Genomic DNA, 13869 nt, shown 5'->3' with positions numbered 1-13869 from the left:
GTAATTTTTTCACTTTTACTTTACATACTTATATTATCCCGTATTTTATGAATTAGCAAAGTTTTTCAGAAACCAAAAAAAGTCAACGCATACTAAACGTTGACTTCTTTTATTTTTTATACTATTCCTTGAGCCATCATAGCTTCTGCAACTTTGTTAAATCCAGCAATATTTGATCCCATTAATATATTACCTTCTTCTCCATATTCTTTAGCCGCTTCAGCAGATTGTCTATATATATTAACCATTATATCTTTTAATTTATTATCAACTTCCTCAAATGTCCAAGATAATCTCATACTATTTTGTGACATTTCTAGTGCTGAACAAGCAACTCCACCAGCATTTGCTGCTTTTGCAGGTCCAAATAATATACCATTTTCTTGGAACACTTTTATAGCATCTAAGCTTGAAGGCATATTAGCTCCTTCTGCTACTACTCTAGTCCCATTTGATACTAAAATTTTAGCTGATGCTTCATCTATTTCACCTTGAGTTGCACATGGAAGAGCTACGTCACACTTAATATTCCATATTCCTCTGCATCCTTCAGCATACTTAGCAGTTGGAACATAGTTTAAATAATCTTTAATTCTACCTCTTTTAACTTCTTTAATTTCCTTAACTGCATCTAAGTTAATTCCATTTTCATCATATATATATCCATTAGAATCACTTAAAGCTACTACTTTTGCCCCTAATTCAGTAGCCTTCTTTGTTGCGTATATAGCAACATTTCCTGAGCCTGATATAACTACAGTTTTACCTGCTAATGATAAGTTGTTATCCTTCATCATTTCTTCTGTGAAGTAAATTAATCCATATCCAGTTGCTTCAGTTCTAGTTAAACTTCCACCGTAAGTTAAGCCTTTACCTGTTAAAACTCCAGGGTCATTTGCACCTCTTAGCTTTTTATAATATCCGTACATATATCCAATTTCTCTTGCACCTACCCCAATATCTCCTGCAGGTACATCTGTATCTTGACCTATATGTCTATAAAGCTCTGCCATAAAGCTTTGACAGAATCTCATTACTTCTCCATTTGATTTTCCTTTAGGGTCAAAGTCTGATCCGCCTTTTCCTCCACCTATTGGAAGTCCAGTTAAAGAATTTTTAAATATTTGCTCAAATCCTAAGAATTTAATAATACTAGCATTAACTGTTGGATGGAATCTTAATCCTCCTTTATATGGCCCTATAGCACTATTAAATTGTACTCTAAATCCTCTATTTACTCTAACATTTCCATTATCATCTACCCATGGAACCCTAAACATAATTTGTCTTTCTGGTTCAACAATTCTTTCTAATAAACCTGCTTCAATATATTCTGGATGTTTATCAAAAACTGGTGATAAAGATAATAAAACCTCTTTAACCGCATCTAAAAATTCTTTCTCTCCTGCATTTCTATTACTAACTTCATCTAAAACTTTTAATACGTACTCTCTTCCATTCATATATATCGCCCCTAACATTCTTTTTCTATTAAATGATACAACATATTTTAAATATTTTCCATGTTATTTCATATTTTTTTGCTGAAATATCAAAAATTTAACATAATATTTAGATTTATTTTATGAATATATCTACTTTTATATTAAAATACTAATATTAAATTTAACGTTTTTTCTTAAATATATTTTAACACAAGGAGACTAAGTATGAAAATTGGATATGCCTGTACTCCACTTATGGTTCCATATAAAACAACAAGAAAATTAACTCTTTCAAATTATTCTGAAGAAAAAGTCTCTTTACTAATAAAAGAAAATCTTGAAGACTTATATTCTATACTTTATTATAACAATTCTAAAAACATTAATTTTTTTAGAATAAGCTCTGATGTAATTCCTTTAGGGAGCCATCCAATAAATAACTATAATTGGTGGGATAATAATAAAAATCTTTTAGATAAAATAGGTTCTTATATAAAAACAAATAATATTAGAGTATCCATGCATCCAGGTCAATATACGCTTTTAAACTCTCCTAAAAAAGAAGTTGTAGAAAAATCTATATGTGATTTAAAGTTTCATTGCAAGTTTTTAGATAGCCTTAACTTACCATCAAGTCATAAAATAGTTCTTCATGTTGGTGGTGTTTACGGAAATAAAAAAAGTGCTATAGAAAGATTTATAACTGAGTACAACAATTTAGATAATAATATTAAGAAAAGATTAATAATAGAAAATGATGAACGCTTTTTTTCTATATATGATTTATTAGAGATTTATACTAAATGCAAAGTACCAATAGTATTTGATAATCTACATTATGAATGTTACGGAGATACTTCTATGTCTATATCTGAATTATTGCCATTAATACAAAGAACCTGGAAAAAAGATGATGGAGATATGAAGGTACACTATAGTATACAAGATATTACTAAAAAGAGCGGTGCTCATTCTCCCACTATTTTTATAGATAATTTTCTAGCTTACATAAATAATTACGATTTCTCAAATATAGATATAATGCTAGAAGTCAAAGACAAAGAAGTTTCTGCAATAAAGGCAATAAACTCTATAAACTATCTTAATAATAACTTTTCTTATATTGATTATTTAAACGAGATACAAGCCTATCAATTATTTGTATTAGAAAAATATGATTATAGTGGTATATCTAAATTGAAAGATATAAAACCTCAAAACAATTTTTTAAAGCTATACACATTTATAGATTCATTAATCTATGAAGAATATAACGAAGTATCATTTAGGCGTGCATTAAACCAAGGATTTGAATCTATAAGAAAGGATTTAAATTCAAAAGAAATTAATCATTATAACAAAAACTATAAAGATCAATCCTATTCAAAGTGTAAAGAATACCTAAAAAAATTAAGTGATAAATACAATTTACCACTTAATAACACATACTACTTTATTTATTAATATATAAGTACAAAGCTCACTTACTAGGTGAAAAGTCAACTATGTTGAGATTAAAAAGCTGCTGACGTAGCTATAAAAAGTTAACTTAAGTTAAAGTGAAAAGTATTACGGTAGTAACTTTTCAATATTGCCTAAAGCAATCTTTTTCCTGTCACGTTAGTGACATTTTCACCTTTTCACAAGAAAACCTTTCACCAAAGTTCTTTGCACTTTATCTTCTCATATCTTCAACCAATTTTTCTATAAACTTTACTTTCTTTCCCTTTATATACATGGCTATTGGAATATTTGCTAAAATCCCCATAACTGTCCCACATATAATATCCATCATAGTATCAATCAAACTATTGTTTTGTGATGTAAATCCAAATAATTGGTCTGTACTAAACTCCCAAATTTCCCATACTCCTGCTGCTGCAATTGAAAATATTATAGAGAATACTACTCCCATCATAGGATTAACAGCTTCTTTATCATCAGTCTTAACCAAGGTTAAATAGAAAATATATCCGATATAAGCTATTATTACTCCTGAAATTAAATGAAGTATCTTATCGTATCCTGGAATTATTATATAAAAATCTAATACACTTCCTAAATACATTGCTGCAAATACGAATGTAAATATCAAATAAAAGCTTATTCTTGATCTTCTTAAGAAAGTCTTCTTATAAACAAAGAACATAATCCATGCAGTTACTGCTGCTAATGCTATCCTAAATGTATGAACTCCTTCTTTAGCCATCATATCATATACTAAGGTTAAAGCTAATATAACCATATATGCCAAATTAATAATTAGTGCTTTATCTTTTTTCAAATCCAAAGCCAACGCCTCCTCTGCCGCTTTAATATAGATAAAATCCATTAATTAAATGATTTTTCTAAATTACTTTTAACTATTAAAGCAGTTATTCCACCTATAATTAGTCCACCAAGATGTGCATAATTATCTATGTTACTTAATGAAACCCCTATAATTACATTAATAATTATAACTTGAATAATATTCATCATATAGCTTTTTCCTATTTTATCTCTATGTTTAACTCCAAATACCAACATAGCTCCTAAAAGTCCAAAAATTGCTCCTGAAGCTCCTACAGATATAGAGTATGGACTAAGGATATAGCTAAATAGACTTCCCCCTAAGGCTGCCATTAAATATATTATTAAATATTTCTTTCGTCCAAAAACATATTCAACCTCTGATCCTATTATTTTTAGCGCATACATATTAAAGACTAAGTGCATAATTCCTCCGTGTAAAAACGCACAAGTTAACAATCTCCAAACTTGTCCACGGTTAATTAATTCATTAACCTTTGCACCTAATCTTATTAACACATAGGTATTGCTATTAAATACATCTCTAGACATTATTGCAGTTAATATATAAATTAAAACATTTATTCCTATCAATATATAAGTAAGCTTATTATCCTTAAATCTATTTCTATGCTTTTGCTCTTTTTTACTCATATATTCATATACTTGAAGGAGAGGCTTACAGCCATCTCCGCTGTAAAGCACTCTTTCTTCACTTAATGAATAAATAAGTTTATTATATTGTCCTAAATACTCCTGTGCTACTTCATTACTTTTAGTTGTAATAACTACATTCAATGCTATAGGTTTAGTAAATACTTTTTTTAAAGATTCATAAGCTTCACTATAAAGCAAAGTAGCCTCCATTTCATCGCATACTATAACGGCATATGCATAATTCTCATTTTCTGATATTGCAACCCACCTATTTTCGTTCTTAGATGAACTGAAATAATCTTTTATATAAAAACCATATCTATTAATCAATATATTAAAAAATTTATCTTCAAACTTTTTCATATTAAATATCTTTCTCTAACATATCTAATAATTCATTAAATCTTTCAATAGTAGCTTCTAAAGGCTTAGGTGTAGTCATATCCACTCCTGCTTTCTTTAATATTTCTATTGGATAATTACTTCCTCCACTCTTTAAGAAGCCAGTATACTTTTCAACAGCATTTGGTTCTTTATCTAAAATAGATTTTGCAAAAGCAGATGCAGCTGCATAACCTGTTGCATATTGATATACATAGAAATCATTATAGAAGTGAGGGATTCTTGCCCATTCAACATCTATTTCATCATCTACAACTATGTCTTCACCAAAGTATTTAACATTTAATTCATGCCATTTAGCATTGTAATCTTCTGCTGTTAATGGCATACCTTTTTCAAAGCTTTCATGAGTATATAGTTCAAACTCTGCAAACATTATTTGTCTAAATACAGTTGTTCTTATTTGTTCTAACTCTTGATTTATTAAATAAAGTTTTTTCTTTTCATCAGTTTCTTTATTTATTAAATGATGAATAAGTAGAGCTTCATTAGTAGTCGAAGCAACTTCTGCACAGAATATTGAATATCCTGCATAATAGTAGCTTTGTTCTTTTCTTGAATAATAAGAATGGATTGAGTGACCCATTTCATGAACTAAGGTAGATACATCATTTAAATCGTAATTATAATTTAATAATACGTATGGTTTTGTATCATATCCACCCCATGAATAAGCTCCACCTCTTTTACCTTTATTAATATATTTATCTATCCATCCACCTTCAATTCCACCTTTAAATATATCTAAGTATTCTTCTCCTAGTGGATTAAGACCTTCAATTGCCATCTCAACGCCTTTATCAAATTCTACATGTTCCTTATCAATTTCTATAACTGGCACATATAAGTCATACATATGCATTTCATCAAGTCCAAGTAATTTTTTCTTTATTCTTACATATCTATGAAGTGATTCAATATTATCATTTATAGTTTTAATAGCATTCTTATAAACTTCAAGTGGAATATCTTCTGGTTTTAAAGCCGCTTCTAAAGCACTATTATACTTTCTCACTCTTGCTGAGAAATTAAATGCTTTTATTGAACTAGAAAGTGTTGTAGCTAAAGTATTTTCAAAATCCTTATAGTGTCCAAATAAATCTTTAAATGCAGCTTCTCTAACACTTCTATCTTTAGATTTAATAAATGAAGAATAGTTTCCTTCTGTCAATTCTACTTCATGACCATCTTCATCTTTAATTTTTCCAAATTTCATATCAGCATTAGTCATTATATTATGAATTGATGATGGAGCATCAAGACAATCAGAAGCAGCTGCTAAAAGTTCCTCTTCTTCCTTACTTAATACATGAGGTTTTTCCTTAATTATATTAATTAATAAAAATTCATATGGCTTTAATCCATCTAATCTTTTTATCTCTTCTTCTATAAATCCGTCTGGTAAACTTAATAATTCTGGTACAAAATAAGCTGAATATGTTGCGTACTCTGCCATGTAAGCATCAATTTTATTCATCATGCTTTGATATTTAGGATTTGATGTATCTTCGTCTGATTTTAAATGAGCATAAACATATATTTTTTCAGCTTTTCTTGAAATCTTCTCATTTAAATCTAAATATTCTATTAATACTTCTCCATTTTTAAGTTTTCCTTGAAATTCTTTAAGCTTTGGAGCTTCTTGTTGAAGTTCCTTATACTCTTTTTCCCAAGCTTCATCACTAGGATAAACTTCATTAACACTCCATTTATCTATTTCTTGAATTTCCTCTCTCTTCTTTAAAACCTTACTTTCCATAGCACACCTAGCCTTTTTCGGCTACTCCTTTCTACTTATATTCTTCTTCTTTTCCTTCTATATCATTAAAAGCTTTTTCCATAGCTTCATGAATTAACCCTAAAGCTAAAGATAATTTTTCACTAATATATTGATGTTCATCTTCATATTTAAAAGTAATTAAGAATGTTGGATTATATTCATCATCCACATCTTCAATCTTAAATCCTTCTTCTTCAAATATAGAATAATTAAATACATCATATATTGCAGAGTATTCCCACTCTTCAACATCTTTATTTGTGTCAAATTTTATATAAACAGTATCTCCTTTTACATAAAACCCTTTTACATATTCAGCTTCAACAGATACTTGATAACTTCCTAACTCTTTTGTAACAAATCCTGTTTCAGCATCTCTTTCCATTAATATTAAACTTGAGTAATCCATATTTATATTCTCCTTCTATTCTTCCATTGTTTTCATTTTTTTGTCTTATCCTTATTATATGTTTCCTTCTTTAATTATACAATATCCACTTTACATATTTACAATTTATGGTAATATATTAACATAGAGTTTTTTTGGGGGCGATTTTATGGTGCAAAAACGTTCTAAAAAAAATAGGACATACACTAGAGTTCAACGCTTAAAAAAACGTAGAAAAAAGTTATTTGCAATAATTTTTCCTATAGTTGTTGTTGTATTATTGATTACTAGTGGAATCCTATTAAAAGGAAAGTACGTTTCTTACAGATGTAGTAATTTAACTTATGCAATTGATTACTACTTCACTAATTGGAAAGATAAAGATTTAAGAATTAACAGAGTTCAAAGTATGACATTCGTTGATAAAACCGAGGATAAAGTTATCGTAGAAGCTTTTGGCCTTAGTCATAATGAGCCACATCAAAGAACTACACTAGTAGGAGAATTAACAAAAGATTCTAGTGGATCATGGGTAATGAACTCATTAGAAAAAAAAGATGATTCACAAAAAAACGCTGAATAAATCAAAGACAGTAGATAGGTTACATAACCTTTCTACTGTCTTTTTTCATATTATTTATCAGCTAATATATGATCAAATCTTCTTCCCATTTCAAAGCTATGGTAGTTAACTCCATCCTTTGAGTGATTATCTATAAAGTCTTGTAATTCTATTTCATAAGTTTCACAACCATCTAATTCGATAGTTATCACATCTTCATCATCAATTTCAAAATTAGTTATTTCGCCATTATCAATTTCTTCATTACCATAGTGGAAAACTACTCCACAATCAGTTAGCTCAGTGTATAATTCTAATAATTCTTCTCTTGTGTCTCTTGTCATATTTCTTTCTCCTTAAACTACTAATTTTAGAAATGTTATATAAAAGGTTGTGCCTACCCCAACTTCACTTTCTGCAACTACACTCCCATTATAAGCTTCAATTATCTTTTTACTTAAAGATAATCCTATTCCAATGCTCTTAGGATTTATAGAATTCTTACCCTTATAAAATCTTTTAAATATATTTTTAAGATCTTTCTTTTCTATCCCTTCACCATTGTCACTTATAGTTACTGTAACGCTTAATGTTGTTTCATCAAGAGAAATTTTTATATTTTCTCCTATAGCAGTATGCTTTATAGAGTTTTAATAATATTACTAAAAACTTCTCCTATCTATTTCTCATCATGAAAGTAAAGGCCCTCACCCTTAAAATCTAATCTTATCTTTTGTTTTTTTCCTCAGCCTTAACTTTTAAAGGCTGCATACAATAATTTATAGTATCTTTTAAAGAAAGTAAAGACCTATTATAATTTATTGCATTACTTTCTATTCTTGCATACTTTAATAAAGTGGTAATAACCCAATCTATTCTGTTTAATTAATGCGATATATCATTAGTAATATTTTCTAAATTAACTTTTCCTTCTCTAAAATCTATTAAAGCACCTTCAAACCTTTCTTCCATATCAAGAAATCTGTTGTAAAATACCTCTCTTTCTCTTTTATTTAATACTAATTGCTTATTATTAAATTTACCTTCTACCATATTATTTGCAATTTCTCCAAGAGTATTTAGATTTTTAAAAATAGGTTTAATTATGTATCTAGGTTATATTCAAATAGGTTGTTTTTCATATATTTCCACTATTAATAATGTTTATACACAAATAAATACTCCTTTAATTTCAAAATTTTAAAGTATAATAAAATAGCTACCATATACCGTTGTCATAGTAGCTATTTTTATGAATCTTTTACGGCGTCATTAAAAAAATATCATTTTAATTGCAAAAATAATTAATATTATTCCACCTAAAAAATCTGCATATCTAGTTACAAAGTCAAGTCTCCTTATATACCTACATAAGAAAAATCCTGTTGTACAAATTAGTAATGTTATTAATCCAATCATAACTGCATTTAATACCATAAGAAGACATATGCATGCTCTATGTGATGCTGTAAATCCAACAACTAGTGCATCTATGCTAACAGATATTCCTAAAATTATTGGCATTCCCTTTTTAAGTAATAGTTCATCATCTTTCTCTTCAGATTCAAATCCTTCTTTAAACATCATAATTCCAACAATTCCAATGGCTATTCCGCCTATTATATTAGGTATAGCAACTACATATTTTTCAAAAAGATATCCAAAAACTCCTCCTAAAAAGAAAAATAAAAACTGAAAAAAACCAAAAGAAATTATATATTTTATCTTACTATCTCTTCTAACTCTTGGGTTTAGACCTATACTTAATGTAACACCTAATGCATCCATAGCCAAAGCTATTCCAATAATAATTAAATGTCTTAAATCCATATTCTCTCTCCTACTAGAAATTTACTTCTATATAATTGTATTAACAATCACCTTTACATATGAATTATATTATTTAATTATTAAAATTTAATAAATAACACTTTATTTTTCACACCTTTTATTGTATAGTATATATTGTATTCAAAATAATAAGCAAATTGTGTATCACATTTAATATATTTTATAATTATTTTTGATTTTCACATAAAGGAGAGTAACATAATGGCAAATTGTATCATAGCTCAATCTGGTGGTCCAACATCTGTAATAAACTCTAGTGTCGTTGGATTAATAGATGCTAATAAAGATTTAAAAATTTTTGATAAAGTTTATGCTGGTTTAAACGGAATAGAAGGTATTCTTAATGGAAATATCATAGAGTTATCTAGCTTTAGTGATGAAGAGATTAACTCATTTAGATATACTCCTTCATCTGGATTAGGTTCTTGCAGATACAAAATGAAAAAGTTAGAAGAATCAACAGAAGAATATGATAAACTATTAGAAATTTTAAAAGCTAATGATATAAAAGCTTTCTTTTATGTTGGTGGAAATGATTCAATGGACACTACTGCAAAGCTTGGTAAGTACGCTAAAGAAACAGGTCTAGATATCAAATTTATAGGTATTCCAAAAACTATAGATAATGATTTAATGTACACAGATCATACTCCTGGCTTTGGATCAGCTGCAAAGTTTATTGCAACAACAGTTCTTGAAACATATTTAGATTCATCAGTATACATAAATAACGGAATATTCATAGTTGAAACTATGGGACGTGATACTGGATGGCTTGCAGCATCAGCTGCTTTAGCTAAACTTAATGGTAAACAAGTTGCCGATTTTATATATTTACCTGAATCTGCTTTTGATGTAGATAAGTTTTTACATGATGTAAAATTAAAATTTGAAGAGCAAAACCAAGTATACATAGTTGTATCTGAAGGAATTAGAACTGCTGATGGTACATTTGTTGCTGAAACATCTTCACAAGCTCATGATAAATTCGGACATGCTCAACTTGGTGGAGTTGGTATGTATTTAAAGAATTTAATAATACAATCTGGAATCACAAAGAGAGTAAAATCTTTAGAACTTGGAGTACTTCAAAGATGTGCTATGCATTGTGCTTCAAGCTTAGATTTAGAAGAAGCTCATCAAGTTGGCTATGAAGCATTAAAATATGCTAATATGGGACATAGCGGATATATGGTTGCTATAAAAAGAGATTCAAATGCTCCTTATTCAAGCTCATATTTCTTAGTAGAAGCTGATAAAATAGCCAACAATGTTAAATACTTCCCTAAGGAATGGATTAACGAAGAAGGAAATGGTGTTACTGAAGAAGCTATTGAATATTTAGCTCCTCTTGTATCCTCACTTCCATCAATTTTAACTCAGTCACCTATGCCTAATTTTAAGGTGTTTAATAAATAATAATAAATGCTTAATGATATCTATACCCATGGCATCATTAAGCATTTTACTTTTACTTATTTTTTAGGTAAATATCTTCTACAAATATACTCTATAGTATCTAAGAAAATATCTACTTCCTTTTCCGTATTATATATTCCAAGACTTGCTCTTACCATCCCAGGAATTCCATTCTTTCCTATATACTCATCAAGATCTTTATCTTTAATTCCTAAAAGTCTTCTTGTATATGGATGAGCACAGAATCCACCTTCCCTAACAGCAATTCCTCTTATGCTAGCAAGTTTTTCTCCTACTTCTTCATAATTCATTCCATTTATATTAAATACCATTATTCCTAATCTATCATCAATGTTTTCACAATCCCCATATAAATTAACATCAGCTATATTTTTCATACCTTCTAATAACTTAGAGAATATATTTTTTTCATTGTCTTCTATTGTTTTAAACCCTATTCTCTCCATATCCTTCATCGCTTGAGTCATAGCTACTACTCCAAAAAAATTTGGTGTTCCTGGTTCATTTTTTTCTGGAGTATCTAAATAAATCTGCCCTTCATCTCTTACAATATATACTATTCCTCCACCAACTATATCAGGAGGGTAATAATTAAAAGTTTCTTTTAATCCAATTATTGCACCACATCCAAACGGAGCATACATCTTATGTGCAGAAAATACAAGATAATCTATATTCTCATCACTTTTTACACCTAACATAGATACCTTTTTGTGAGCGACTAATTGTGCTCCATCTACAATTATATGGGCTCCATATTTATGAGTAAGCTTCGCTACTTTCCTTATATCATTTAGATATCCAGTAACATTAGATGCACCACTTATTGTAACATATTTTACTTTACCACAATACTTTATTAATAACTCCTCAAGTTCATCTACTTTTACTCTTCCATTTTCGTCTACTTCTAGATACTTTAAGTTACATTTTCCTCTCCAAGGCAAATCATTTGAGTGATGTTCCATTCTAGTAGTAATAACAATATCCTCTCTATCTTTAATCAATATATTTGATAATCTATTTAGCCCCATTGTAGTATTATCTGTAAAAATCGCCGTATATAAATCCTCAGGTGCATTAAAATAATTCATTATATACTTTCGACATTCATCATAAGTATCACTACAAAATTGTGATTTTTGTCCATCACCTCTAGCTATTGAACCATACATTTCACTACATTCTAATATTCTTTTCAACACTCTTTTAAATGCCGGAGTGGTAGCTGCATTATCAAAATTTATAGGAACTATTTTTCCTTTTCCTTCTACTTCAATTTTTTTATCTATACCCACAAATAATTCCCTTATTTTTTCCATATTAGTTTTATGCATAACAATCCCTCCCCCTACATTCTATTCTTGTATATAAATTAGTGTGATGATAAATGTACTAAATAACCTATTTCCATCATATTCTATAAAGTAACATATGTCCTAAAATAGACATATATTGATAATAAATTATTCTTCGGAGGATATAAATGGATTCAAATAAAACCAATAAAACCAATAAAAATAAGAAAGATAATGATTTAACTTTTGCTCCTATGAATATTCAAGATGCTCTTAAACCAGCTAATTTTCCTACTCCTAATATAAGCGGTGGTCCTATGAGTAATGGGACAATGTATATGTGCTTTCCTGCTCCATCAATTAATATGATGAATCCAGCTATGAATAATGAAAATAAACCAAGTACTGTACCATTAACTCCATACCCTTCAAATATTCCAGATATTGAACAAACACAAACTTTACCTAGTACTAATACTAATAATTCAAATAATACCACTAACAAAGTTCCAAGTAGTTTTCCTACTGAGTCTAGTAATTTAGAATATCCATCTGAAGTAAACTCAGAGGACCTATATTCTTATAATAAACCTAGACTAAATGATAACTATGATAAAAATTCCGTAAATCCATTAGATATTGTAAGAAATTTTACATTAGAAGATATCTCACTTTCTAATGATTATAGAGGTGATAACAAAGAAAGTGAAGTAGATAAAATATTCAAAAAAATAGAAGATAATAACTCTGTAGTTTTAGCAACAATGAAAGCTTATAGAATTCCTTATCCTATTGCCAAATTACTAATTAAAAATATAATAAAACTTACTCTTGAATATGAAGGAAGGTGATTTTATGACTTATATAAGATTAAATACACCTGATGTAAACTCTAGCATTAGAATTCTTCATGCAGTTCCAAATGCACCTAATATCGATGTTTACGCAAATGGTAGTTTAATATTATCAGATCTTTCTTTTAGTTCTATATCTAATTACTTAAATCTATCACCAGGAACTTATGAACTTCAAGTATATAGATCTGGCTTTTATGATACACCATTAGCTACACAAAGTGTTCAATTAGCACCAAGTGCTAATTATACTATTTCTGTAGTTACATTAGGAGGTTTATTTCTATTTAAATTAAGAGATGCTTCAATTGCAACTTCAACTGAATATACTTATTTAAGATTTATGAATCTTTCACAAAGTGCACCTCTATTAAACCTAGACCTACCTAATGGAAATGAACTTTTTACTGCTGTTGAATACTTAGAAACAACAGGTTACTATACAACCTCTCCTGGAATATACAACTTTAGAGTTGAAAGCACAGGTGGAACAGCACTAAATAAAAATATTAAAAACTTAACTCTAGAAGGCGGAAAACTTTATACAATTTATATTTTAGGAATATTTAATGGTAATCCACCACTTGGTTATTTATTTGTAGAAGACGAACGGTAGAAAAAAAGTACGAGCTAAGGCTTGCAATTGAAAAGTCGACTTCGTCGAGGTGAAAAGGCTACTACGTAGCAGGGAAAAGTTAACTAAAGTTAACGGGAAAAGTATTAAAATAGATATATTATACAATTGCCAAGGGCAATATTTTCCCTATCACCTTAGTGATATTTTCTCCTCAGCTTCAGCTGACTTTTCCCCTTTGACCTAGTCAAACTTTCCACCAAATTGCTACGCAATTTATTTATATTTTTCTCCTATTTGAATAAACATAATGTTAATAGTATAAT

15 protein-coding genes are annotated in these 13869 nt (G+C 28.8%); 5 read left to right on the top strand and 10 right to left on the bottom strand.

What is annotated here, in order from left to right:
• Positions 1 to 116: 116 nt before the first annotated feature.
• Positions 117 to 1463 carry an NADP-specific glutamate dehydrogenase gene (gene gdhA, locus ARA56_RS03685; RefSeq protein WP_055264077.1) on the bottom strand — a complete coding sequence of 449 codons (1347 nt, stop codon included), beginning with the start codon at positions 1461 to 1463 and terminating at the stop codon, positions 117 to 119.
• A gap of 207 nt (positions 1464 to 1670) precedes the next feature.
• On the opposite strand from gdhA, the gene uvsE reads away from it, so the two are divergent.
• Complete coding sequence (gene uvsE, locus ARA56_RS03680) at positions 1671 to 2909, top strand: UV DNA damage repair endonuclease UvsE (protein ID WP_055264075.1); 1239 nt, start codon at positions 1671 to 1673, stop codon at positions 2907 to 2909.
• A 211-nt stretch (positions 2910 to 3120) separates the two neighbouring features.
• Here uvsE and ARA56_RS03675 read toward each other — a convergent pair whose 3' ends face one another.
• The 4 genes from ARA56_RS03675 to ARA56_RS03660 are packed head-to-tail and all read right to left on the bottom strand — an operon-like array spanning position 3121 to position 6985.
• Positions 3121 to 3735 (bottom strand): DUF2238 domain-containing protein, encoded by a 615-nt coding sequence (locus ARA56_RS03675; protein WP_084758945.1) that lies wholly within the window; start codon positions 3733 to 3735, stop codon positions 3121 to 3123.
• 41 nt (positions 3736 to 3776) lie between these two features.
• The gene (locus tag ARA56_RS03670; protein ID WP_055264071.1) at positions 3777 to 4757 is read right to left on the bottom strand and encodes a rhomboid family intramembrane serine protease; all 981 of its coding nucleotides are present in this window, start codon (positions 4755 to 4757) and stop codon (positions 3777 to 3779) included.
• A gap of 1 nt (position 4758) precedes the next feature.
• Positions 4759 to 6555, bottom strand: coding sequence for an oligoendopeptidase F (pepF, locus tag ARA56_RS03665; protein ID WP_055264069.1), 1797 nt, complete (start codon positions 6553 to 6555; stop codon positions 4759 to 4761).
• Between the two features lie 31 nt (positions 6556 to 6586).
• Entirely contained in the window at positions 6587 to 6985 is a 399-nt protein-coding gene (locus ARA56_RS03660; protein WP_055264067.1) for a DUF6762 family protein, read from the bottom strand.
• Positions 6986 to 7133: 148 nt separating this feature from the next.
• On the opposite strand from ARA56_RS03660, the gene ARA56_RS03655 reads away from it, so the two are divergent.
• Positions 7134 to 7547 (top strand): hypothetical protein, encoded by a 414-nt coding sequence (locus tag ARA56_RS03655; protein WP_055264065.1) that lies wholly within the window; start codon positions 7134 to 7136, stop codon positions 7545 to 7547.
• 50 nt (positions 7548 to 7597) lie between these two features.
• Here ARA56_RS03655 and ARA56_RS03650 read toward each other — a convergent pair whose 3' ends face one another.
• The 4 genes from ARA56_RS03650 to ARA56_RS03645 all read right to left on the bottom strand — a co-directional run bounded on the left by ARA56_RS03650 (position 7598) and on the right by ARA56_RS03645 (position 9356).
• Positions 7598 to 7870 carry a hypothetical protein gene (locus ARA56_RS03650; RefSeq protein WP_055264063.1) on the bottom strand — a complete coding sequence of 91 codons (273 nt, stop codon included), beginning with the start codon at positions 7868 to 7870 and terminating at the stop codon, positions 7598 to 7600.
• A gap of 12 nt (positions 7871 to 7882) precedes the next feature.
• A complete protein-coding gene (locus ARA56_RS17115; RefSeq protein ID WP_084758949.1) occupies positions 7883 to 8170 on the bottom strand; it encodes a sensor histidine kinase in 288 nt (95 codons plus the stop codon).
• A 241-nt stretch (positions 8171 to 8411) separates the two neighbouring features.
• Positions 8412 to 8579 carry a hypothetical protein gene (locus ARA56_RS16580; protein ID WP_156334251.1) on the bottom strand — a complete coding sequence of 56 codons (168 nt, stop codon included), beginning with the start codon at positions 8577 to 8579 and terminating at the stop codon, positions 8412 to 8414.
• A gap of 219 nt (positions 8580 to 8798) precedes the next feature.
• Positions 8799 to 9356: a manganese efflux pump MntP gene (locus tag ARA56_RS03645; protein WP_055264061.1), complete on the bottom strand. Its 558-nt coding sequence runs from the start codon at positions 9354 to 9356 to the stop codon at positions 8799 to 8801.
• A gap of 222 nt (positions 9357 to 9578) precedes the next feature.
• Here ARA56_RS03645 and ARA56_RS03640 point away from each other — a divergent pair, with 222 nt between their 5' ends.
• The gene (locus ARA56_RS03640) at positions 9579 to 10796 is read left to right on the top strand and encodes a 6-phosphofructokinase (RefSeq protein ID WP_055264059.1); all 1218 of its coding nucleotides are present in this window, start codon (positions 9579 to 9581) and stop codon (positions 10794 to 10796) included.
• Positions 10797 to 10852: 56 nt separating this feature from the next.
• On the opposite strand, the gene ARA56_RS03635 is transcribed toward ARA56_RS03640, so the two are convergent.
• The gene (locus ARA56_RS03635; protein WP_055264057.1) at positions 10853 to 12154 is read right to left on the bottom strand and encodes an aminotransferase class V-fold PLP-dependent enzyme; all 1302 of its coding nucleotides are present in this window, start codon (positions 12152 to 12154) and stop codon (positions 10853 to 10855) included.
• Positions 12155 to 12303: 149 nt separating this feature from the next.
• On the opposite strand from ARA56_RS03635, the gene ARA56_RS03630 reads away from it, so the two are divergent.
• Together ARA56_RS03630 and ARA56_RS03625 are read left to right on the top strand one after the other, a co-directional pair.
• Entirely contained in the window at positions 12304 to 12966 is a 663-nt protein-coding gene (locus ARA56_RS03630; RefSeq protein WP_055264053.1) for a hypothetical protein, read from the top strand.
• A 4-nt stretch (positions 12967 to 12970) separates the two neighbouring features.
• A complete protein-coding gene (locus ARA56_RS03625; protein WP_055264051.1) occupies positions 12971 to 13585 on the top strand; it encodes a DUF4397 domain-containing protein in 615 nt (204 codons plus the stop codon).
• Positions 13586 to 13869 lie beyond the last annotated feature (284 nt).

It is taken from the genome of Clostridium disporicum, assembly GCF_001405015.1.
GTDB classification, from domain to species: domain Bacteria; phylum Bacillota; class Clostridia; order Clostridiales; family Clostridiaceae; genus Clostridium; species Clostridium disporicum_B.
This window is presented reverse-complemented; position numbering and strand designations above follow the sequence as displayed.